19 protein-coding genes and 1 tRNA gene are annotated in these 21,824 nt (G+C 44.2%); 9 read left to right on the top strand and 11 right to left on the bottom strand.

The features are described from left to right. Positions 1-27: 27 nt before the first annotated feature. On the top strand, positions 28-153 hold the full coding sequence (locus PSE6802_RS35560) for a hypothetical protein (protein WP_263970396.1): 126 nt from the start codon (positions 28-30) through the stop codon (positions 151-153). Positions 154-361: 208 nt separating this feature from the next. Next, entirely contained in the window at positions 362-1,735 is a 1,374-nt protein-coding gene (thiC, locus tag PSE6802_RS0125125; RefSeq protein ID WP_019502774.1) for a phosphomethylpyrimidine synthase ThiC, read from the top strand. Positions 1,736-1,796: 61 nt separating this feature from the next. Here thiC and ilvN read toward each other — a convergent pair whose 3' ends face one another. Next, positions 1,797-2,303 carry an acetolactate synthase small subunit gene (ilvN, locus tag PSE6802_RS0125120; RefSeq protein WP_019502773.1) on the bottom strand — a complete coding sequence of 169 codons (507 nt, stop codon included), beginning with the start codon at positions 2,301-2,303 and terminating at the stop codon, positions 1,797-1,799. Positions 2,304-2,472: 169 nt separating this feature from the next. Between ilvN and PSE6802_RS0125115 the strand changes: the two genes are divergently transcribed. After that, positions 2,473-2,557 (top strand) — tRNA-Ser (locus PSE6802_RS0125115). A 94-nt stretch (positions 2,558-2,651) separates the two neighbouring features. Here the strand turns inward: PSE6802_RS0125115 and PSE6802_RS0125110 are convergent. Beyond that, positions 2,652-3,353 (bottom strand): PHP domain-containing protein, encoded by a 702-nt coding sequence (locus PSE6802_RS0125110; RefSeq protein WP_019502772.1) that lies wholly within the window; start codon positions 3,351-3,353, stop codon positions 2,652-2,654. 461 nt (positions 3,354-3,814) lie between these two features. Between PSE6802_RS0125110 and PSE6802_RS31510 the strand changes: the two genes are divergently transcribed. Beyond that, positions 3,815-5,185: a serine/threonine phosphatase gene (locus PSE6802_RS31510; protein ID WP_051050600.1), complete on the top strand. Its 1,371-nt coding sequence runs from the start codon at positions 3,815-3,817 to the stop codon at positions 5,183-5,185. Between the two features lie 14 nt (positions 5,186-5,199). On the opposite strand, the gene PSE6802_RS0125100 is transcribed toward PSE6802_RS31510, so the two are convergent. Further along, positions 5,200-5,379 (bottom strand): hypothetical protein, encoded by a 180-nt coding sequence (locus PSE6802_RS0125100; RefSeq protein ID WP_019502771.1) that lies wholly within the window; start codon positions 5,377-5,379, stop codon positions 5,200-5,202. A 48-nt stretch (positions 5,380-5,427) separates the two neighbouring features. Then, complete coding sequence (locus PSE6802_RS0125095) at positions 5,428-7,050, bottom strand: FAD-dependent oxidoreductase (RefSeq protein ID WP_019502770.1); 1,623 nt, start codon at positions 7,048-7,050, stop codon at positions 5,428-5,430. A 197-nt stretch (positions 7,051-7,247) separates the two neighbouring features. Here PSE6802_RS0125095 and PSE6802_RS0125090 point away from each other — a divergent pair, with 197 nt between their 5' ends. Together PSE6802_RS0125090 and rfbD are read left to right on the top strand one after the other, a co-directional pair. Then, entirely contained in the window at positions 7,248-8,120 is an 873-nt protein-coding gene (locus PSE6802_RS0125090; RefSeq protein WP_019502769.1) for an MBL fold metallo-hydrolase, read from the top strand. A 19-nt stretch (positions 8,121-8,139) separates the two neighbouring features. Then, complete coding sequence (gene rfbD / locus PSE6802_RS0125085; protein WP_019502768.1) at positions 8,140-9,033, top strand: dTDP-4-dehydrorhamnose reductase; 894 nt, start codon at positions 8,140-8,142, stop codon at positions 9,031-9,033. Positions 9,034-9,169: 136 nt separating this feature from the next. Here the strand turns inward: rfbD and PSE6802_RS34370 are convergent, their stop codons facing one another. After that, entirely contained in the window at positions 9,170-9,322 is a 153-nt protein-coding gene (locus PSE6802_RS34370; protein ID WP_019502767.1) for a hypothetical protein, read from the bottom strand. A 371-nt stretch (positions 9,323-9,693) separates the two neighbouring features. Then, positions 9,694-11,871, bottom strand: coding sequence for a DUF4912 domain-containing protein (locus tag PSE6802_RS35670; RefSeq protein WP_019502766.1), 2,178 nt, complete (start codon positions 11,869-11,871; stop codon positions 9,694-9,696). 364 nt (positions 11,872-12,235) lie between these two features. Here PSE6802_RS35670 and psb27 point away from each other — a divergent pair, with 364 nt between their 5' ends. Beyond that, complete coding sequence (gene psb27, locus PSE6802_RS0125070; RefSeq protein ID WP_019502765.1) at positions 12,236-12,658, top strand: photosystem II protein Psb27; 423 nt, start codon at positions 12,236-12,238, stop codon at positions 12,656-12,658. 63 nt (positions 12,659-12,721) lie between these two features. On the opposite strand, the gene cbiB is transcribed toward psb27, so the two are convergent. Continuing rightward, positions 12,722-13,726 (bottom strand): adenosylcobinamide-phosphate synthase CbiB, encoded by a 1,005-nt coding sequence (cbiB, locus tag PSE6802_RS0125065; RefSeq protein WP_019502764.1) that lies wholly within the window; start codon positions 13,724-13,726, stop codon positions 12,722-12,724. A gap of 81 nt (positions 13,727-13,807) precedes the next feature. Here cbiB and PSE6802_RS0125060 point away from each other — a divergent pair, with 81 nt between their 5' ends. Together PSE6802_RS0125060 and PSE6802_RS0125055 are read left to right on the top strand one after the other, a co-directional pair. After that, a complete protein-coding gene (locus PSE6802_RS0125060) occupies positions 13,808-14,578 on the top strand; it encodes a Uma2 family endonuclease (protein ID WP_019502763.1) in 771 nt (256 codons plus the stop codon). 104 nt (positions 14,579-14,682) lie between these two features. Continuing rightward, positions 14,683-15,642 carry a glycosyltransferase family 2 protein gene (locus tag PSE6802_RS0125055; RefSeq protein ID WP_019502762.1) on the top strand — a complete coding sequence of 320 codons (960 nt, stop codon included), beginning with the start codon at positions 14,683-14,685 and terminating at the stop codon, positions 15,640-15,642. A gap of 21 nt (positions 15,643-15,663) precedes the next feature. On the opposite strand, the gene PSE6802_RS0125050 is transcribed toward PSE6802_RS0125055, so the two are convergent. From PSE6802_RS0125050 to PSE6802_RS31505, 4 genes are all read right to left on the bottom strand, one after another. After that, complete coding sequence (locus PSE6802_RS0125050; RefSeq protein ID WP_019502761.1) at positions 15,664-17,532, bottom strand: glycosyltransferase; 1,869 nt, start codon at positions 17,530-17,532, stop codon at positions 15,664-15,666. A gap of 151 nt (positions 17,533-17,683) precedes the next feature. Further along, positions 17,684-18,643: a glycosyltransferase family 2 protein gene (locus PSE6802_RS0125045; protein ID WP_019502760.1), complete on the bottom strand. Its 960-nt coding sequence runs from the start codon at positions 18,641-18,643 to the stop codon at positions 17,684-17,686. Between the two features lie 164 nt (positions 18,644-18,807). Continuing rightward, positions 18,808-20,670, bottom strand: coding sequence for a glycosyltransferase family 2 protein (locus PSE6802_RS0125040; RefSeq protein WP_019502759.1), 1,863 nt, complete (start codon positions 20,668-20,670; stop codon positions 18,808-18,810). After that, on the bottom strand, positions 20,660-21,817 hold the full coding sequence (locus PSE6802_RS31505; RefSeq protein WP_019502758.1) for a glycosyltransferase: 1,158 nt from the start codon (positions 21,815-21,817) through the stop codon (positions 20,660-20,662). Before PSE6802_RS31505 ends, PSE6802_RS0125040 begins: the two co-directional genes overlap by 11 nt. Between the last annotated feature and the right edge of the window lie 7 nt (positions 21,818-21,824).

Genomic DNA, 21,824 nt, shown 5'->3' with positions numbered 1-21,824 from the left:
CAATTCCGCCGCAGCGATTCAGTATAAATGAATCAAGGCGAACAATCGGCAAAGCAAGCCGTTCTCAAGATAGCTCCGCCGTGCGATCGCCCTGAAATTTGTGTCGGAATATTGCCGAAGCGATCGCAAAGCGATCGTTACGTTTTGGTTTAGTGGCGATCGCGTTATTATGCCTAGAACATAAAACATAAAGATGTATTTAAAAGTTGCTGCTAACTTGTCGTAGGGGTGTTACCATACTTCAGCGCTAGGAGTGTCTGGTATCGATCGCTTAGAGCGATCGCCAGGCTGAGATTAGATCCTTGGAACCTGATTCCGGCTCACACCGGCGTAGGAAAGCTATTTATTGAGGGAAAAACCTATGACTACTGAAACAACCCCCAAACGACGGGGTGAATTTCGCGGCACGCAAATGCATTGCGCTCGTAACGGTGAAATTACCACGGAAATGCAGTACGTGGCATGGCGGGAAAACCTGCCCGTAGAATTAGTACGCGCAGAAGTCGCTAGAGGTCGAGCGATTATTCCTGCCAATAAGAACCACATAAACCTCGAACCGATGACGATCGGGATTGCCTCCAAATGTAAGGTCAATGCCAATATCGGTGCTTCACCCAATTCCTCTAATCTAGAAGAAGAAGTTGCCAAGCTCCATCTCGCGGTTAAGTACGGTGCCGATACCGTCATGGATCTTTCCACTGGTGGCGGCAATTTGGATGAGATTCGGACTGCGATTATTAATGTCTCCCCTGTCCCCATCGGTACAGTGCCAATTTATCAGGCTCTCGAAAGCGTACATGGCAGAATCGAAAATCTTACGCCCGATGATTTCCTCCACATCATAGAGAAACAGGCACAGCAGGGCGTGGACTACCAAACTATCCATGCGGGTATCTTGATCGAACACCTGCCCCTGGTCAGAAACCGCATCACAGGCATTGTCTCCCGTGGCGGTGGGATTTTGGCGCGGTGGATGCTGCACCATCACAAACAAAATCCTCTCTACACGCACTTCAACGATATTATTGAGATTTTCAAAAAGTATGACGTGTCGTTTAGTTTGGGAGATTCCCTGCGGCCTGGCTGTACCCACGATGCTTCCGATGACGCGCAGTTGGCAGAACTCAAGACGCTCGGTCAGTTAACTCGTCGTGCCTGGGAACACGACGTGCAGGTAATGGTAGAAGGCCCCGGTCACGTACCGATGGATCAGATCGAGTTTAACGTGCGCAAGCAAATGGAAGAGTGTTCGGAAGCGCCCTTCTATGTCCTGGGGCCTCTAGTGACGGATATTGCACCTGGCTACGATCATATTACTTCGGCGATCGGGGCAGCGATGGCGGGCTGGTACGGTACTGCCATGCTGTGCTACGTCACGCCTAAGGAACATTTGGGCTTGCCGAATGCCGAGGACGTGCGCAATGGTTTGATCGCCTACAAGATTGCAGCTCACGCGGCTGACATTGCCCGCCATCGCCCCGGTGCCAGAGATAGGGACGACGAACTCTCTAAAGCACGGTATAACTTTGACTGGAATCGCCAGTTTGAATTATCGCTCGATCCAGAAAGAGCGCGAGAGTATCACGATGAAACATTACCAGCCGACATCTACAAAACCGCAGAATTTTGCTCGATGTGCGGGCCTAAGTTCTGCCCCATGCAAACAAAAGTAGATGCTGATGCTTTAACTGAGCTAGAGAAGTTCTTAATGAAAGAACCTGTAGCAAGCGCATAGGTATTACTTCCCAGCAAACGTTAGGGTGGGCATTGCCCACCCTGCAAATTGGCTTGTTCTCTCAAGAAGCTTTGAGATATTCGGTGTTAACGCCTGACTCTCTGGTCAGGGAGATTTTGCCCGTTCGGGCAATTTCACGAATACCGAATTTTTGTAGCATCTTCACGATCGCTACCATTTTGCCCGGATCGCCCACTACTTCAAGTGTCAGCGAGTCATCCGAAACATCTACGACACGAGCGCGGAAGATCTGAGCGATCTCAATTATTTCCGATCGCTTTTCAGGAACGGCATTAACTTTGATCAGCATTAACTCCCGCTCAACGCAGGGGATCTCAGTTACGTCGTTTACCTTAATGACGTTAATCAACTTGTTAAGCTGTTTTGTCAGTTGCTCGATGACGAGATCGTCTCCTGGTACGACCATAGTAATACGAGAGCAGCCGCCTTCTTCTGCTGCTCCAACAGCAAGGCTTTCAATATTAAATCCACGGCGAGCAAACAAGCTTGCTATACGAGTGAGTACCCCCGCCTCATCCTCAACTACAACAGAGAGGGTGTGTTTCATGGTAATTAGCAGTTAGGTTTGAACGAATAAATTGGCAATCATAAAATTGGCAATCTTTTAATATTAATCAAACATTGCGATCGGTTTCGCCTGCGATCGAAATATATTTTGAGCGACGATCGAGCAGACTGATGCTAAACTCGACTAGAATGCTACCTGCATAACAATTGGAGAGGTGGCAGAGTGGTTGAATGCGGCGGTCTCGAAAACCGCTATGGTGCAAGCCATCGGGGGTTCGAATCCCCCCCTCTCCGTCTTATGCTATCCATTCCTGATATAGTCCCTAAGTCCGGGAGTACGCCTTGCAAGTCTAAGAAAAGCTAACCGCTGATAGCTCACTGCACGCTACTACAACCTTCGGGTGATTTTACTACCGTGGGAGTCGGTTCCGCAGGTGCATAGCAAACCATGAGTTTCGGCAAGCTGACGCACTAATTTGGTTTGTTTGGGACTGGGTTGCCACGGATCGCTATTGTCATAGCCGTAGTAGGTTTCAACTCCGTCAATTTGCAAAGCCGCCGCCGCTGGGATCAGCTCCTGCGGACTGCGGCGGTAGCGCATCGGGTGTGCCAAAACAGCAATACCGCCAGCGCTATGAATGGCATTAATTACACTGACAGCCTGATATTCTAGCCCAGCAGTGTTTCTACCCTGTACGTAGGGGGATATTGCCTTGTGGTGCGGATCGAAGGCGTAGCCTAAAATATGTACTTCTGTAAACAGCAAGCTAGCATTGATCTCTACCCCAGCCCATAACTGCGGTAGTTTAGGAACATCTCGCTCTGAAGCTTGCCTAGCACGATGCTCCAGGTGTTCGATCGCGACGAAATATCCGCGTGTTGTGTGGTGGTCGGTAATCGCCAGATGGGACATACCCAGGGCGATCGCCTGATCGATCGATTCCTCAGGCTGCATCTTGCCATCGGAGTAAACGGTATGCAGGTGAAAATTGAGCGAATGGGGGCAACTTGCGGCATCAACTGATGCAAACACCTGCCGCAGGTGCTGCACTGTCAAGGAATTAAGGTTTGGGTGGGTTTTCGTTATCATAAAACACCCTTAAACACTATTTTAGCGTCATATTTTTTAACTTATCTTAACCTTTATTTTACCGAGATTGGTGGCATAAGTTTCAAGCAGACAAAACCATTTAAATATCCAGGCTAACCCATGCCAGCAAAAAGCTTTACGGTAATGGCGGTAGGGCTGTGATGGCTTGAACATGGAGTTTTTTCTAATACCAATTTGAACAGTACACACGACAGATCGAACGGGGTGAAGGGGTTCCACACGGCAGTGGCTCTAGCGGGGAACCCCCAAGACCGCCCTGCCTCCCCTTCGTGGGGGCGTTGCCTCCACCCCCCATCCGTAACCACAACAATTTAAATTGGTATAACAAATCTAACAAAATGCTTATTGCTGAAAAATTGTGGATCGTTCCACCAAACTTAGAATTTCTGGCTTAGGGTTAAAGAGAGCCAAGAATTTCTGTCCTTTAACTTTCCCTCAAGATGCCTACGATCGTTTGTACTAAATGCGGTTTTGAGAATCCCGATCGCAATAAGTTCTGTCAAAACTGTGGCTTTAACTTTGCCAATGCCAGTGCCAATGCTGGTGTAAACACTACCATACAAATCCCTAAAACCGAAAGTGAAAGCTCTGCCTGGGAAAATATATCCGATCGCGACATTGCTGCCATGTCCCTCGATCTCCCCATTACAAGTACAACTAGTGCAGCAGCAACTACAGAAACTATTAATCCTGCGAATCAGGCCGAGATTGGGCACGGGCCTATTGCGGTTGATGTAGTAGATGGCGTTACTACTGAAACGGAGAGTACGATCGCGCCTAGCGATCCGGCTATACCACCTGCCACAACTGATGAAGATACTGGCAGCGTAAATACTGATGATGTTAAGAATATTAGCAATCCTGGCGATCGCGCCGATGCGAACGATCTTGAAGCACGTACTGCTAGCCCCTCAGAACAACTAACAGATCGAGCAGCAACAGAACCAGATAACCCAACCCTACCATTAGATCTTGAAATATCAGAAGCTAAGACTCAAAAGTCAGAAATTTTCAGCATTAGTTATGCTGGATTAACCGATGTCGGTCAGCAACGAGACCATAACGAGGATAACTTTGCGATCGGTACGCAGATTGCAACAACGGAAATGCCCGATCGCAAAGCTCAGGTAACATCACGAGGGTTATTCATTCTGTGCGATGGTATGGGAGGCCATGCTGGCGGTGAAGTAGCAAGCTCCATGGCGATCCAGACAATTATGGAAATGTTTCGTCCCTTTTGGATCAATAAATTGCCAGGGATTAAGACACTCAGAGAGATTATTCACGTCGCGAATCAGGCAATTTACGATCGCAACGAGATCGAATTGCGTCGCGATGCCGGACGCATGGGTACGACCCTGGTACTTCTAGCAAATTATGAAAATGAAGTGGCGATCGCCCATGTTGGCGACAGTCGCATCTATCAAGTCACCGCCACAGAGTTGAAACAAATTACCCGCGATCACGAAGTTGCCAATCGTCTGATCGACCAGGGTATAGAACTGCAAGAGGCAATGTCTCGTCATGACGCACATCAACTTACACAAGCACTCGGCCCCTATGCTAATTCTCAAGTCGATCCAGGCATCTCCTTCCTAAGAGTTAGCGAGCCGACCTTATTTTTGTTATGTTCCGATGGTCTATGCGATAACGATTTAGTAGAACAAAATTGGGAAACGCATCTTTTACCGCTCCTGGCTGGCGATGCCGACCTGAAATCTGGCGTGAGAAATCTCATCAATCTTGGCAACACGATCAACGGTCACGACAACATCACCGCGATTCTAATACGCTGCCAATTCGAGCAGTAACCCATCAGCGAATTCTAGGACAGCTTGAGGAAGTGATAGATTATTGCGAGAACGATCGCGCTCAGAACTAAGAAAATAGAGGAAGAGACGATCGCCACCTTTTTGTCTGCTTTATACATGCTATTAGGCAATGAAGCAAACAATACCATTCCACCCACGATCGCTAATGTTGCAATAAATGTAGTGCGATCCATATGCTTAGCCTCCAAAATATCCCTAAATATAGCAATCCTAAGTTTTGATTATAAGATTTTCTCGCTAAAAGTTGACTGCTGACTGCCGATCGCTAATTCAGTCAAATAATCTCCACCAGAGCCGAATTTCCAAGCATCTAATTGACATTGCCAAAAATACTGTTGCTCTGGGATCAGATTCGGCAAAATGGGTTTGAGTACTTCTCCAAGGCGATCGCAAAGGCTATACCCGCCTAAGCTGAGGTAATGGCGCGTCCAATCTAGTAAAGCGACTATGCCTACCTGTTGGATGACTTTGCCTACTAACACGGGATCGGCGATCGCCATCTTCAACATCGTTTGCGATAGAGCCGGAAACTGTACGACATCCTGGAGAAAAGGCTTCAGAACTGGTTCTCCCAGTGCTTGCATGCATTGGAATACGGTCGAAAGCATATAATTTATCCGCTCCGGTTCGACATCTCGATCTATGTCCGCACTCATCGCTTTTTGGAACAGCCACGTCACGGACAGATTGGGTTGATAGGGTTGCAATAAGCGCAATGCTTCGCAACTGAGGCAATCGCTCTTTAACGCTGAGTCAATCCCATTGGCCAAGCGCACGAGATGCCGCAACATGGCACCAAACCCCCCAAAGCTCAGGGGCGACTGACTGCCGCTACTATCTCCCACTTGCAGAATCCGATCCCAGGCGGTTTGCAAAGGAGAAGCGCGATAGGATGGAAAAAATCCGAATAGGGCACGCAGGAATTTAACTTGCTGGAGATCGACATTCTGATATTGCGGCAACTGCGAGAGATATTCCTCCCATAATTCTGCAAAGCTAGGGCGCTGGGGACGAGCGTCAGCATAGGTAAACATGTACGTGGTTCTGCCGTCTCTGGCAGGGAAAGCTTCCCAGAAATATTGACACTTGTTCTTTATGGGAGCAAACGTCACGATTAGATCGCCAAAGTCTTTTTGTGGCATCCCTTGGGCGCAACTGCCCACGACCATACAAACCCCATCGGTTTTTTGTCCTTGCCTAGCCTGGCGAGCGATCGCGCTGAAATGCCCCATTACATCCAGGAGTAATCGCGCTTTAATTGCAGTCCCAGACTCTCGATCGGGTTCCAGCGCGTTAGTCATAACACTTACGCCATTGGGATGCACGGTTGCTTTCTCAAACCCAGTTTTTTCCAGGAGTTTACCGCCGCTAGCGAGAAATTTCTGTTTCAATGCCTCTAGCAGAAACACCGGATCGACTCCAATATTCAAGACATCCCTTACCCACAGTTCTACACCGCCCAGGAAGCTAACTCGACCGGGGTTGTATTCTGTGGCGATCGCCCGTTGCAATTCCTCTGGGGTTAGCAGATCTAGTTCTAGAAAAGCCTCTAATTCCGGGCGCGAGATATTCCATTCCTGTTCGCGACCGCGCAAAATTCCCTGCTCGACAATCGTCACTCGCCATCCCCGCACAGCTAGAGCGCAACCAATAAACACGCCAAGCGTGCCGCCACAAATTACCACATCGCAGTCAAGCTCGTTTAAGTCTACTGCGCTCTGCTGTACCACCACTGGAATTGTCTGCTGTTGGGATCTATATGCTTGCCAAAAGCGATCGACGCGCTGCAAATTCTGCATTGTATTGGCAGGCATTCGATCCAGCAATGATTCAGTTACGGTCATAGCGCAATCCCCAGGAGAAAACGTACCAATATACCAATAATTGTAGGATTATTAGGGGGGATAGGGGCAGAGCCTTCTGCCCTCAACCAATTGGGGCGATTGTGGGGGGATTCCCTCTGTAAAGTGGTTTATTTGCTAGAAATTTCCTCAAGGACGCAGGGCTATACTAGCATCAGGATCTAGCTTGAGTATTTCGTATGGCTAAGTTACAACAGCGGCGATCGCAAAATGTCAGCGGCGATCTCTATGTCGATAGTACCTGTATCGACTGCGATACCTGTCGCTGGATGGCTCCAGAGGTATTTCATCGCGATGGCGATCGATCGGCGGTTTTCCACCAACCCCAGAGCGAAGCAGAACGGCTGAAGGCAATGCAAGCTCTCCTCTCTTGTCCCACCTCTTCCATTGGCACCGTAGAGAAACCGCTAGATATCCTGACCGTACAGCAAAGCTTCCCAGTTCATATTGCTGAAAATGTTTACCATTGTGGATTCCATTCTGAAAGTTCCTACGGTGCGGCCAGCTATTTTATCCAAAGACCGGAAGGTAATATTCTAGTGGATTCACCGCGCTACGCACCTCCACTGGTGCAAAGGCTAGAGAGTATGGGTGGGATTCGCTACATGTATCTAACCCATCGCGATGATGTGGCGGATCATCAGAAATTTCACGATCGCTTCGGTTGCGATCGCATTTTACATCAAGACGAGATTGGTGCAGGCACTCGCAATATTGAGATGCCACTGATGGATACGGAACCACTGCAATTAGCACCAGATCTATTAATTATTACAGTGCCGGGGCACACGAAAGGTCACACAGTTTTGTTGTATAAAGACAAGTTCCTCTTCTCTGGCGATCATCTAGCGTGGTCGGCAAGGTTGAATCAATTGATCGCATTTAGATCCGCGAATTGGTACTCCTGGTCGGCAACGACAGAGTCAATGAAAAGGCTCGCCAACTATGATTTTGAGTGGGTATTGCCAGGGCACGGTCGTCGCTATCATAGCGATCGCGCCACTATGCGCCAAGAAATGCAAAAATGCATTGCCTGGATGGAAGTTAACTAATACGGAGAAACGGTTACATATGGGGCAGCAGCTAAAAATATTACTTACAGGTATAACCGGACAGGTGGGTTGGGAACTACAGCGATCGCTGTTGCCTCTGGGCGAAATTATTCCCGTCGATCGTAGAGCGATCGATCTGAGCGATCCAGATAGTATCCGCAGTGCCATACGCCAATTTCAGCCCCATTTGATTGTTAATCCAGCGGCATATACTGCCGTTGATAAAGCTGAATCAGAATTAGATTTGGCAATGGCGATTAACGGCATTGCACCTGGAATTATGGCGGAAGAAGCTCTAAAAATTGGTGCTGGAATTATCCACTTCTCAACTGACTATGTTTTTAGCGGCGATCGCGATACCCCGTATCGAGAAACCGATCCCACAGCTCCTCTCGGTATCTACGGTAAAACCAAACTTGAAGGAGAAATAGCCATCCAATCTTCTGGTGTACCTCATCTCATCCTGCGTACGAGTTGGGTTTACAGCCGGATGGGGAAAAACTTTTTGTTGACTATTCTGCGCTTAGCCAGAGAACGCTCGGAACTGCGTATTGTCAGCGATCAAATCGGCGCGCCGACATGGAGTCGAGCGATCGCAGAGGCCACGGCTCAAATTCTGTCGCAAGGAGCGCGCAATCTACATGAGTTCCTGCACGATCGTAGTGGTATCTACCACCTTAGTGCTTGTGGAGTAACGAGTTGGCATGGATTCGCCCAGGCTATTTTAGAAGCAGATCCCCAGCGCTCGGAACAAACAGTCACAGCAGTTCTACCCATTAATACTTCTGACTATCCCACCCCAGCTAAACGTCCTGCCTATTCGCTCCTCGACAATACCAAACTGCACGATACGTTTGGACTAAAACTACCGGATTGGAAACAGTCTCTGCAACTGGCGATCGCCCATACATAGCTTGCGTTAACAACAAACCAAAACCCCTGGGCTCGTAAGTCGAACCACAGGGGTTTTAGCTTAAATTGGACTGCACTGAGGTTAGCATCAATTGCCCCATCAAGCCTTTATTGTAAAGGTGTTTTTAATAAAGAGTTTAGTGAACGTGTTGGTGCCAGTTATGGCTAGTAGCTTCTTGAGTAGATAAACCTACTTCGTTAGCAGCGCGACCTAGAACTGTTTCTTCACGTAATTTATCTTGGTTGCGATTACGGGCTACCATTTTGCGTGCTTGCTCTTTGACTGACATAATTTTTTCCTCTATGAGTTAGTGAACTTTTTATTCGTAAGAACATACTAATATAAAATTGTATCTAAAGCTACTGTTTCAGTAATTTTTTCGAGATTTTTTTGTTAATTTTTGTTGCGAAGTGTATAGCGGTTTTCAGATGAAAACGAGAAGGGGGTTTGGGGGCATTGCCCCCAAGAAGGGGAGGCAGGGCGGTCTTGGGGGTTCCCTGCTAGAGCCACTGCCGTGTGGAACCCCTTCACCCCATCAATAAAACCCGTTCTCAATTGAAAAGTGCTATAGCTGTAGACAGAACAAACGTCCCGACCAGAACCTTCTAGTCGGGACGCATTGCTATTAGCTGATTTAGCTAGATGAGGTTTTGATGTGACCTATCCGATCCACTCTGGCACTGCTGCCTCTTTGGTATTAGTGCGACGCTCAGGTGTTTGACGCTCAAACTTCATGTGAATAGAGCGATTTTGTTCGCCATCGGCTGCTACGGCAAAGATGGGGAAGTCAATAACACCATCCTGGAAGGACATGTGAAAACGGAAAGTGCCATCAGGATTAAGGGCAATGGGACGACCGGCGATCGTAACATTGGCATCCGGTTCTGTGGCTCCATAAACGATCAACTCGGCATCGGCAATTAACCAGAACTGCCGAGGACGTTGCGGAACACCGGATCCAGAGAATATGCCGATGCCAGACATGCCGATGCCAGACATGCCAAGCCCATACAGACCCACGCCAGACATACCGACACCAGACATGCCAACACCAGACATACCGACACCGGATAAACCAATACCAGACATGCCAACGCCAATACCAGACATGCCGACACCGGATAAACCGACACCGGACATACCAACGCCAATACCAGACATGCCGACACCGGACATACCAACGCCAATACCGGACATGCCGACACCGGATAAACCAATACCAGACATGCCGACACCGGACATACCAACGCCAATACCGGACATACCAACGCCAATACCGGACATACCAACACCGGACATACCGACACCGGATAAACCAATACCGGACATGCCAACACCAATACCAGACATGCCGACACCAGACATGCCGACACCGGACATGCCAACACCAATACCGGACATACCGACACCGGACATACCAACGCCAATACCGGACATGCCGACACCAGACATACCGACACCGGATAAACCAATACCGGACATGCCAACACCAATACCAGACATACCGACACCGGACATCATGCCGACACCGGACATCATGCCGACACCGGACATCATGCCGACACCGGACATCATGCCGACACCGGACATCATGCCGACACCGGACATCATGCCGACACCGGACATCATGCCGACACCGGATATGCCAACGCCAGACATGCCAACGCCAGACATACCAACGCCAGACATGCCAACGCCAGACATACCAATACCGGATAGGCTAACTCCAACGCCAGACATACCGACCCCGGACATGCCGACCCCAGACATACCAATACCGGATAGGCTAACTCCAACGCCAGACATGCCGACCCCGGAAATACCGACACCGGACATGCCAACGCCAGACATGCCAACGCCAGACATACCGACACCGGACATACCAACACCGGACATGCCAACGCCAGACATAGCAACACCGGACGTGCCAACACCAGACGCACCGACACCAGACATGCCACTGCCGCTAGCCCATGCCCCCATACCCGATGGGAAAATGTAAGAACTCACGGATTCTTCCATCATGCCCGCACCAGACATCTGCGATCGCTCCTGGAGGGACCCTGCAAGGTGCTGCGCTTCCAAGGTATTGGCAGACTCTGGCTCGAGTTCGTTAACGGTATCCATTCCATCGGGCGATACCAGTGCAAACAGGTTCTCTCCATTCAGTCCCTTTTCCCAAGAAACCGTAATGAAATGATCTTCTACCCAGTCGGATGGATACATGGGAGGGACGCGTACTGATGCCGACTTAACTATGGGTAGCCAACGACCGTCAGCACAGCGATAGCCAATTTCAACAATATAGTCGCGATCGCTGACTGGAATTTGCAGATAATATTCCCTAGCTAACTCATCACAGCCATATTCTTGAACGCTGTGAGGAACTTGACGATCCAAATTCAGCCCGGTGGAGTCATAAAGACGTAAAGCTAGCTTTTGACCACCTTGCTGGCGTTTTTTCTCTTTTTCAGAGTTGGAAATGTCCCAATATGCGTAGGCCCATTGCGGATCTCTTGGCATTAGGACAATCCGACTTTCCCCATAACCTCCTGGTAGGTCGCCTAAAGCTTCATCTACCTGCGTTAATAATACGGACACTGGCTCCTCACTTCCTAAATCAAATTTTTTGGCTTCTACGATCTCTTGCATATCCATATTGTGATGGGAGGGATGCCCAAGAGAGTGCAACTCATTCCTCTGAGCTTTTGCTGCCAAAATAGCCTCAAGCAATTGAGACTTGCGCATACGGCTATAGCGGGAAATTTCGTACTCCTGAGCAACCCTACGCAATTGGCGCAAAGTCATTTCTTCGAGTGGTGGCCTGATTTTAGCCATTGGTTTTTACCTCCGTATGGATGGCACGACAATCCAAAAGCTAATCACTGCTAGAGATCGCATTGGATCGTTATTTATTAACTAAGCTTAACGATCCTATTCTTTACCGAAAATAATTGTACGGTCAATCACCGATCACGAGTTTCTGAAACAGTTTTAGCCTGCTGTCATATGCAAACGTGAGTAAATACCTAGGTAAAATCCTCTCCTACTCAGTTATGCAATCAATTTAGCAACGGGGATCGATCCAAATTAAATGTTATGAAACCATGACATTCGATCCCGCAAAAATAAATGCGTCTTTGGTTGAGGTTTTTAATTTGCGCAAGACTATTAAGATTGGATAGAAACTAACTGTAAAAGTATGAAAAAAAGTATTGCTAATTTTGTGTCTCGGTTATTGCCACGCTTTCTTGCTCTACTACTTGTAGCAACGATCGGCTTAGTAGGATGTGCTGCCGATCCAGGTGGTTTAACAGGAAATTACACCGAAGATACGCTAGCTGTAGTCAAAAGCCTGCGCTATACAGTACAACTACCTGCTGATGCACCAGATCGTACCGCTGCTCAAGCGGATGCCCGCGCCAAAATTGGTGCTTTTGCAGCGCGTTACCATCTCAACACCGAAAGTGCTGGTTTATATTCATACACGACTATGCGCACCGCTCTTAATGCTTTGGCTACCTATTATAACGGCAGTACCAGACGTAGCGTGCCAGAAAAGGTACGCGATCGCGTCCTGGTCGAGTTAGATCGCGTCGAAGCCGCATTGGCTCAAGGTCGCTAGATCGAGTGGAACCGATAGTAAGGGTTTAGCATTTGCGATGAATGCTTGCGTTTGATGCGAAGGCTATCGAACAGATGCTAAACCCCAACCCCCAACCCCCATCAAAGCCACAGCGATCGCCAGCAGTAAAAACATACAGAGCTGCATTAGTCGGAGTGCCTGCTTAATCGTCTCAGGTTTTATGGGTGCGATCGCGTTCCCTAACAGTGGCTTGTGCTTAGCTACACCTCGGTAAGTATTTATGCCTCCTAGCTGCACTTGCAGAGCGGCTGCAAACGCACATTCACTCCATCCAGAGTTAGGGCTTGGATCTTGGGGGGCATCGCGAGAACAGATTTGCCAGACTCTTAAAGGGTGACCGCTAAATATTGCAACGGACAATACGGTATAGCGACAAGGTAGCCAGGTTAAAACATCTTCTAATTTGGCACTAAACCACCCAAGGTAAGTATAGGGATTTTCCTTGTAGCCGATCGTGGAATCTAGAGTGCTGGCAGCTTTGTAAGCCATTGCTAATGGCAATCCACCGATCGCGGCATAAAATAATGGTGCGATAACTCCGTCGGTAGAATTCTCAGCCACAGTTTCCAACACAGCTCGTAGAATCTCTGCTTCATTGAGATTTTCAGTATCTCTACCCACGTAAAGACTGAGAGCGTCTCTCGCTCGTTGGAGATTTCCTGCTTCCAGAGGAGAAAGTACGGCGATCGCGGCATCCCTAAGGCTCTTGCCAGCGAAACAGGAAGCTAGCATAATGCATTGCAGAGAGAATCCCAACCAGTAGTTGACTCGTAAAGCCAGATACACTAATCCCCAACTGACAAATCCGCTACCACCAATAATGCCAATAGCCAGCAAGACACCAGCTATTCGCTGAGCTAGCGGAGTTTTACAGTAGTGCAATATTACTTTTGTCCCGATCGCGATCGTCCATCCCATCACCCTCACCGGATGCGGCCATCCCCACGGATCGCCTACGATATAATCGATAACACTAGCAGTTACAAGAGTCGTAGCGGCTGGATCTAGAGAAAAAATGGTCAGCCATCCGGCGAAGTCAGCCACCATAACATTGCTTAGCGATCGCTACAATCCTTTACTTATTTAGATCGCCATTAGGTTAACTCAATCCCTTAGGAGAAAGCAATAATGTATCAACCCATTAAGCCACTCGTAGGCAAAGTACAACCAACAATGTACGATCTGCCTAGCGACTATCCAGAGGATTCAGGATTGCCTGACGAATTCCATCTATATCAGCCACAAGTACTCAGCCAAACTTGTCAGCCGCCTAACTATCCGAGCGATCGCATTTTTATCGCCAGCGATCTCAATCTGTACTATGACCTCGACCATCTCAACTGGTACAAACGCCCCGATTGGTTTGTGGTGGTGGACGGGACTCGACTGTATCGCGATCGAGAAATGCGCCAAAGCTACGTGCTATGGGACGAAGGCAAGAGTCCTTTACTAGTGGTGGAGTTGATCTCTGAAGGTACCGAGGCGGAGGATTTAGGGAGAAATGTCCGCAAACTTGGCAGTCCTCCAACTAAGTGGGAGGTTTACGAACAGATTTTGCAAGTGCCACACTATATCACGTTTGACGAGCGTAATAGCGAGTTTCGCAAGTTCAGATGGCAGAACGGCAAATATACCGAACAAGATAGGGAAGCAGCCAGGTTTTGGGTTGAGGAATTGCAATTGGGGCTGGGCATTTGGCATGGGTTTTATCAAGGCATAGAGTCCGACTGGTTGCGTTGGTACGATGCTAATAATGTATGGTTGCCCACCCAAGAGGAGCAGATTGCACAGGAGCGTCAGCGCACGGAGCAGGAGCGTCAGCGCGCGGAGCAGGAGCAGCAGAAAGTAGAAATGCTTAAAGCCCAGTTAAGGGCACTAGGGGTTGAGCCTGAAGTTTAACTGTCTAATGAAGGTTTGAGGAATGGCGATCGCTCTCTAGCTGCCATTCTTCAAAGTCTTCGATGATATAGTTTAAAGGCTGGTTATGCTCAGGCTAAATACAGATGAATCAAACAGCTCCAATACTCAGTATTTGTATCCCTGCCTATAATCGCCCAAAATGGTTCGAGCGAGCTTTAGAATCTATAATATTGACCAACTTAAGTTCTGCATCAGATATAGAAATAATTATCTCAGATGATTCGACAACCGATGAGTGTCGTCAAATTAGTAAGGAAACTTTAGCTAGCTGGCCGGGAATCTGGAAATACGTTTTCAACCAACCCCGATTGGGAATGGCAAAAAATTGGAACAGCTCAATTCAGTTAGCATCTGGGGAATACGTTCTGATCCTACATGATGATGATTTTCTGCGCGATCGCGCCGTTAAAAAAATTCTCCAAAGCATCAAGAAACATAGACATTCCTACCCAGTACTCTTATTTGGTGTAGATGTTGTTAACGATAAAGAAAAAGTAATTAAAAGGCAAAAGTTTTCACGCGAACAATATTTAGAACCCCAACAAGCCCTATATAGGCTACTATCCAATTCATCATTTATTCGATTCCCTGCAATATGCATCAGCCGACAAGTCTTTAAAGATGTTGGATATTTCGACGAAGCGATCGGTGGCATTGCAGATTTAGATATGTGGATTCAATTAGTTAGTAAATTTGGAATATTATGCGTACCTTTCACAACCAGTGCATACACTGTCCACACAAATGCCCTAACTACAGCTATGTTTAACAAGGAGGTAATAGAAGACCTATTGCGGCTATTTTCAAAAGCAGATGTAACTAGAATGTTAGGTCAAAATCTTCTAGAGAAGAGTAAATCAAACTTCTTTCACCAATTTATCCTAGCTGGTACTTATCGGAGGCTTCGAGTCAGAGAGTTTTCAGAAGCATCACAAATTATGAATTTATTTAACCTTCAATCTTTAAAACAGCTACAACCTTCTCTTAAATGGTTCACCCTACGTCACTTATTTGGAATTTTACTAAAGATATGCGATCGATAAACTTCATTGCTCATCCCCCTATTAATCCAACCTAATACTAAAGTCCTCATATTTTCTAGTCAGATGAGGACTATAACAAGGATCGTTCTCTATCAAGTCTTTCCACCTATTTTGCATGTACAAATTTTCTTTACGAAAACGTACTTCCTTTTCTCCTATGTTATCAGCCCCCCTACTTTTTGATTCATAATGATATAATCGAACATGTGGTAAGTAAATATTTCTATATCCTTTTTCTACCATCTTGAAGCACAAATCGACATCATTAAAGGCTACAGAAAGTTCCTCTTCAAACCCACCAACTTCTTCAAAGACAGATCGCCGACACATTAGGCAAGCACCTGTTACAGCAGAGTAATTATTTATTGTTTGAATTTGGCTGAAATAACCGTCTGCATAAGCCTTAAAGTATTTGTGGCTATGCCCTGCCACACCTCCTACTCCTGCGGTTACACCTGCATGTTGAATAGTATCATCAGGATATAACAGTAAAGCACCAACTGCACCAATACTTTGTCTTTGCACCTGCTCAACCATTGCATTTAACCAATCTAAAGTAATTACTTCAGTATCATTATTCAGAAATAGCAAATAATCGCCAGTTGTATGATTTACGGCATAGTTATTAATTCTAGAAAAGTTAAAAGGAATATCTAAATGTTTATACTCAAACCTCTTTGCTTCTGTAGTTTTCCAGTATTTTAAAACTTCTAAAGCTTCAGCTTCTGTACTGCCGTTATCAATAACTAAAACTTCATAGTTATCATATTGGGTTTTCTCAAAAATAGAAGTTAGACAGTTATTTAAAACATTACTAAAATTTTTAGTAGGAATTATAATGCTTACTTTTTTAGGCTCTAAAATTTCGTATCTTACAATTAAATAACGCCTAGAAGTGGAGATTACTGTACCGGGTTCTCTCCGTCGTTCCAAGGCATCACTGACAGCCCTTTGAGCAGCAGTAAAAGCGTAATCCTTGCTTTTCTCATTCTTAACAGATGTTGAGTTAGGATGTATCCTCCAATGATACAAAACTTTAGGGATATGGACGATCTGATTAGTTTTCTCTGTTAATCTCAAAACGAGATCGTAATCTTGACTTCCCTCGTACCCAAATCTAAAGCCTCCAATTTCTCTAACGAGACTTACCCGATAAATTCCTAAGTGGCAAGAATACATTCTTGACAAGAAGGAGTCTGGGCACCAGTCTGGCTTAAAAAAAGGTGCACTTAAGCGATTATTCCGACCAATTCGATCTTCGTCAGAATAGAGCATATCAACATTGGGATGTTTATTAATTGCAATTACAACCTGGTATAAAGCGTCAGGAGTAAGTAAATCATCTTGATCTAATAAAGCTATGAACTCACCAGTCACTAACTCTAATGCTGAATTGGAACATGCAGATATGTGACCAGTATTATTTCTAAAAACAACTTTGATGCGGGGATCGCTTGACATGCATTCCTCTAGTAAAGGTTTGATGTACTCATTAGTAGAAGCATCATCAGCAATACATAATTCCCAATAGGGGTATACTTGATTTACAACTGATTCAATAGTTCCTTCCAAAAATTCTTGGGGAGAATTAAATACATGCATAATTATGCTGATAACTGGTTGATATTTAAGACAGTTAACAGTCTCAGACATTCTATCTAGATCTGACTGTCGAGGATAATTTTCAATCAACCATTTGGAGTAGTATTTTTCCCAACTTAAGGGAATATCTAGAATTAAGCTATTGGTAAAATTGATTATCAAGCTTAAGGGCAAGTTAATAATGATATCCTTGATTTTGTAAACTACAGTTACAACAAATCTAATAAACCAAAGAGGCATAAATGGTTTAATAGTCTTCTTGAGATCGGTTAATAATCCACCTAACATTTTATCTATTAATTTTTGAGCTGAGATTTAAAATATTACTTTATTGGCAGTTGCATTTTCAACGATCTCTACCTCTTGTCTACTGAAAGGTAATATTAAAGCTTTACAGGAGTAGAATTTAATACAACTGTAGAGAGCAATAAACTGTTTCTCATCTCCAATTTTTCTCTATATTTCCTAAAAATCCATCATATGTTCCGCGCATGCAAGCCCAAATCTTGAGAAACTTTAAATCATCCTCGAAGAAAACTATCTTAATTACTTTTCTGACAAGAGTGCGTACTCTAAATAAAATTGACATGTAAAGATATCGTTGTTGCAAAGAAAGTCTAGTTTCGATGAAAGTGTGATTTCTGCATGTATAGTAATAGCGTAAAGGAGAATATGTATAAATTGGAATTTGAGTATTAATAAAACGCTTATTGCTTTGATAAGTACCCAAATAGTGCCTTAAAATAGCTTCAGTTACTACTACTATTGCATACCCTTTATCTCTAAAGTTCATACAATAACTCCAATCTACTGCATCTATAAATAATTCCTGCCTTGGCAATTCAACATTCTTAGCGTTGGCTAAAGATATCAAAGAACCAGAAGTAATCACAATATCACATTCATAAAAATCCTCATGATAAGCTTCTTGAGGATTCATATGAGGCGCAGCAGCAGGAATGAATTGATATTTCTCAAATATCATTCCCCGTATCTCCAGGTTTGACTTAACATCAATTACTCGGGGTGCAATAATACCAATAGATAACCCTTGGCAAGAGAGTTTTTCATAATAAAATATTAGTTTCTCAAGTGCGTCTTGCAAAGGTTCGCTATCTTGATCGAATGTCCATAGAAAATCATATCCTTTATTAATAGCCCATTTGACTCCTATGTGAATTCCCGATGCTATGCCTATATTCTCAGGATGAAAATCGGCTACGATACCGTCTGTCTCTAGTAAAGGAGAGATAAGCTGTTCTTTTGAATTGTTAACTATAAATATCTCTTGAATAGGATAAGTCTGCTTTTTTAGGGCGGAAACACAGTGTTCGACTGCGTTTCTATCTTCATAGGCAGTAATATAAGCGGCAACCTTATAATCCACTTGTCTAATCATAATTATTGCTCAAATTGTTATTCAGGACATCTGCAGGATTAACACAGCACATTAGAGCAAATACATTGATTTTCAGATGAGAACATCTCACTCAGTAGCCCCACTTAAGATGTCAGAAGGAGAGGCAACCTTGAAAGCGATAGATCTTAACTCTTATACTCCTATCAATTCAATCTAATGTTAAAATTTTCATATTTTCTAGTTAGATGGGGACTATAGCATGGGTCGTTGTCAATTAGATTTTTCCATTTATTCCTCATATATTCAATTTCATTTGAAAGGCGTTTCCGTTTCTCATAGGTATTATCGTGCCCCCTACTCTTTGATTCGTAATGATATAGCTGAACGTGAGGCAAGTAGATATTCCTATAACCTTTCTCTACCATCTTGAAGCACAAATCAACATCATTAAAGTTAACCGAAAGAATTTCATCAAACCCTCCAACTAAATCAAAGACTTTTCGCCTACACATTAGGCAAGCAGCAGTTACCGCAGAATAATTATTTACTGTCTGAATTCGGTTAAAGTAACCTCCAGCGTTAGCTGGGTAATATTTGTGGCCATGTCCCGCTAACCCCCATATTCCTGCAATCACTCCAGCATGCTGGACGGTTCGATCGGGGTAAAGAAGTAATGCACCTACAGCACCAATACTTGGACGTTGTGCTTGTTCGATCATTGCTTCTAGCCAATCCGAAGTAATTACTTCTACATCATTGTTCAGAAACAATAAATAATCACCTGTTGTATGAGTTACTGCATAATTATTTATTTTTGAGAAATTGAAAGGGATATCTAAAATTTCGCATCTAAAACGCTTGTTTTCCTTTTTCCTCCAATAGCTAATAACTTCTCGAGCTTTAGCTTCTTTGCTGCCATTATCAATAACCAAAACCTCAAAATTAGGATAGGAAGATTTCTCGAAAATGGAATGCAGGCAGCTATTCAAAACATTGCCCAGATCCTTGGTTGGGACAATAATACTTACTTTTTTATATTCTTGAATTTCGTATCTAACAATCCAACAACCTTTAGCAGTTGAAATCACCTTACCAATCTCTCCTCTTCGCTCTAATGCATCATTAACTGCTTTCTTTGAGGTGAGTGAAATATCTTGGTTAACTGTACATTTAGGCACTGAATCATGATACGATCTATCATGATATAATATCCTGGGTATATGCTCGATTTGGCTAGTTTTCTCTGTCAGTCTTAGAACAAGATCGTAGTCGTGACTTCCTTCATACCCAATTCTAAATCCTCCAATTTCTTTAACGAGACTGAGCCTATAAACTCCAAGGTGAGATGTATACATTCCTGATAAAAGTGAGTCGGGACACCAACCAGGTTTAAAAAATGGCATTTTTAAGCGATTACCATGGTCAATTGTGTCCTCATCAGAATATAGCATATCAACATTAGGATTTTTATTGATTGCAATGACAACTTGGTATAAAGCATCAGGGGTAAGCAAATCATCTTGATCTAATAAAGCTACGAATTCACCAGTTGCCAACTCTAACGCTGAATTTGAGCAGACAGAAATATATTCAGTTTTATTTCTAAAAGAAACCTTAATACGTGCATCGTGCGATATATATTTCTCTAAAATAGGTTTGATATCTTCTTGAGTAGAAGCACTATCAACAATGCACAATTCCCAGTAAGGATATATTTGACCGATAACTGATTCAATTGTTTCCTTCAAAAGCTCTAAAGGAGAATTAAACACAGGCAAAATCACACTAATAACGGGCTTATATTTGAGGCAGCTAATTGTCTCAGCCATCATATGTAAATCCGATTTTCGAGGGTAGTTGTTAACAAGCCATTTGTAGTAATCTTTATCGCTAGCCAAAGGAATATCAGGAACAATATTTCTAATCAGAAACTTTGTTGTACCAATGAATAAATCAATAATGAATTTTTTAATGCCATGGCGCAGATTTATATTGAATCTTATAAACCATAACGGCAGATAGCTCTTAATAGTTTTTTTTAAATGAACATCTGATTTATTTATCATTTTTATTGATTCCCAACCAAGTTTGATATTTAGACTTTAAGTAGACCTTTACGCGCGTCCACATTTCCCATAATTTCCAAATTCTACTAGTTCTGACAAGGTTTGCAACAGGTACTGCTTCAGATAAAGTCGATAGTATTTCTGGAGTGATAAATATTTCAATCTTGCCAGTTAGTTTAATCAAATCAGTGAAATCAAAATCATATTTTTCTTTTAACTCTGATAAAATAAATTCATTTTCCCCCAGGAGTTGATAGATGGTTAATATGCCAAAATATTTGATGGTATTTCTTTCACTTTGCAAAGCTAGCTTAGCAATAAATAAAGGTGCTATTTCTTTACTTATTTTGGAGTCATTAATACTGCAAATTGCAACTATTTCTGGGAAAATCTGCTTTATATTCTCTTGAATTTGTAAACTAAGATAATTTCTATATATCTGGATTGTTTCAAATGAGATGCGAATTCTTGATTCTGGCGTATCAGCACTTGCATTTGTTCGATCACTACGAATCCGAAACTTGACTAAATTTTCTGGAAGGATAAAAATTTCGTATTTTTGGCATAGCCTTATCCAGAAATCGAAATCTGGTAACTGCGCGAGTCTTCTATCGTAATTCCCAACAGTGTCGTAGCATTCCTTGCGGATCAAAATACTAGGGTGACAAAGACAATTGCCATGATAAAAAAAGTGGTTTAACCATTTAAATCTCGAACGATTATGCTGAAGAAAAACTTTAGCATAGTGATGTTCGGTGTTTGCAATCTCTTGGCTGTCTTCATCTATAAATTGTGCATAGCTAAAGACTGCGCCAACTTGAGGATTCCGATCTAAAAAATCAACTTGTTTCTCTAACTTATCAACTACAAAAACATCATCTGAGTTTAGCAGAGCAATAAATTCCCCCTTAGCTTCTGCAATACAATGATTAACAGCAACAGCTGCGCCTCTATTTTTAGGGAAACAAAAGAGTTTGATTCTTGGATCTGTAAAGCTCTTGATAATGCTTACAGTGCGATCGCTAGAGCCATCATCAGTTATAACTATTTCAAAATCTTGATAGGTTTGATCTAGGACACTTTGAATCGCTTCAGCTACATACTTTTTATGATTATATGAGGGAATAATAACTGAAACTCTTGGCATGATAATT

Origin of the sequence: Pseudanabaena sp. PCC 6802 (assembly GCF_000332175.1) — a bacterium.
GTDB lineage: Bacteria > Cyanobacteriota > Cyanobacteriia > Pseudanabaenales > Pseudanabaenaceae > PCC-6802.
The sequence above is the reverse complement of the archived record's forward strand: the minus strand, read 5'-3'. Positions and strand labels throughout refer to the sequence as shown.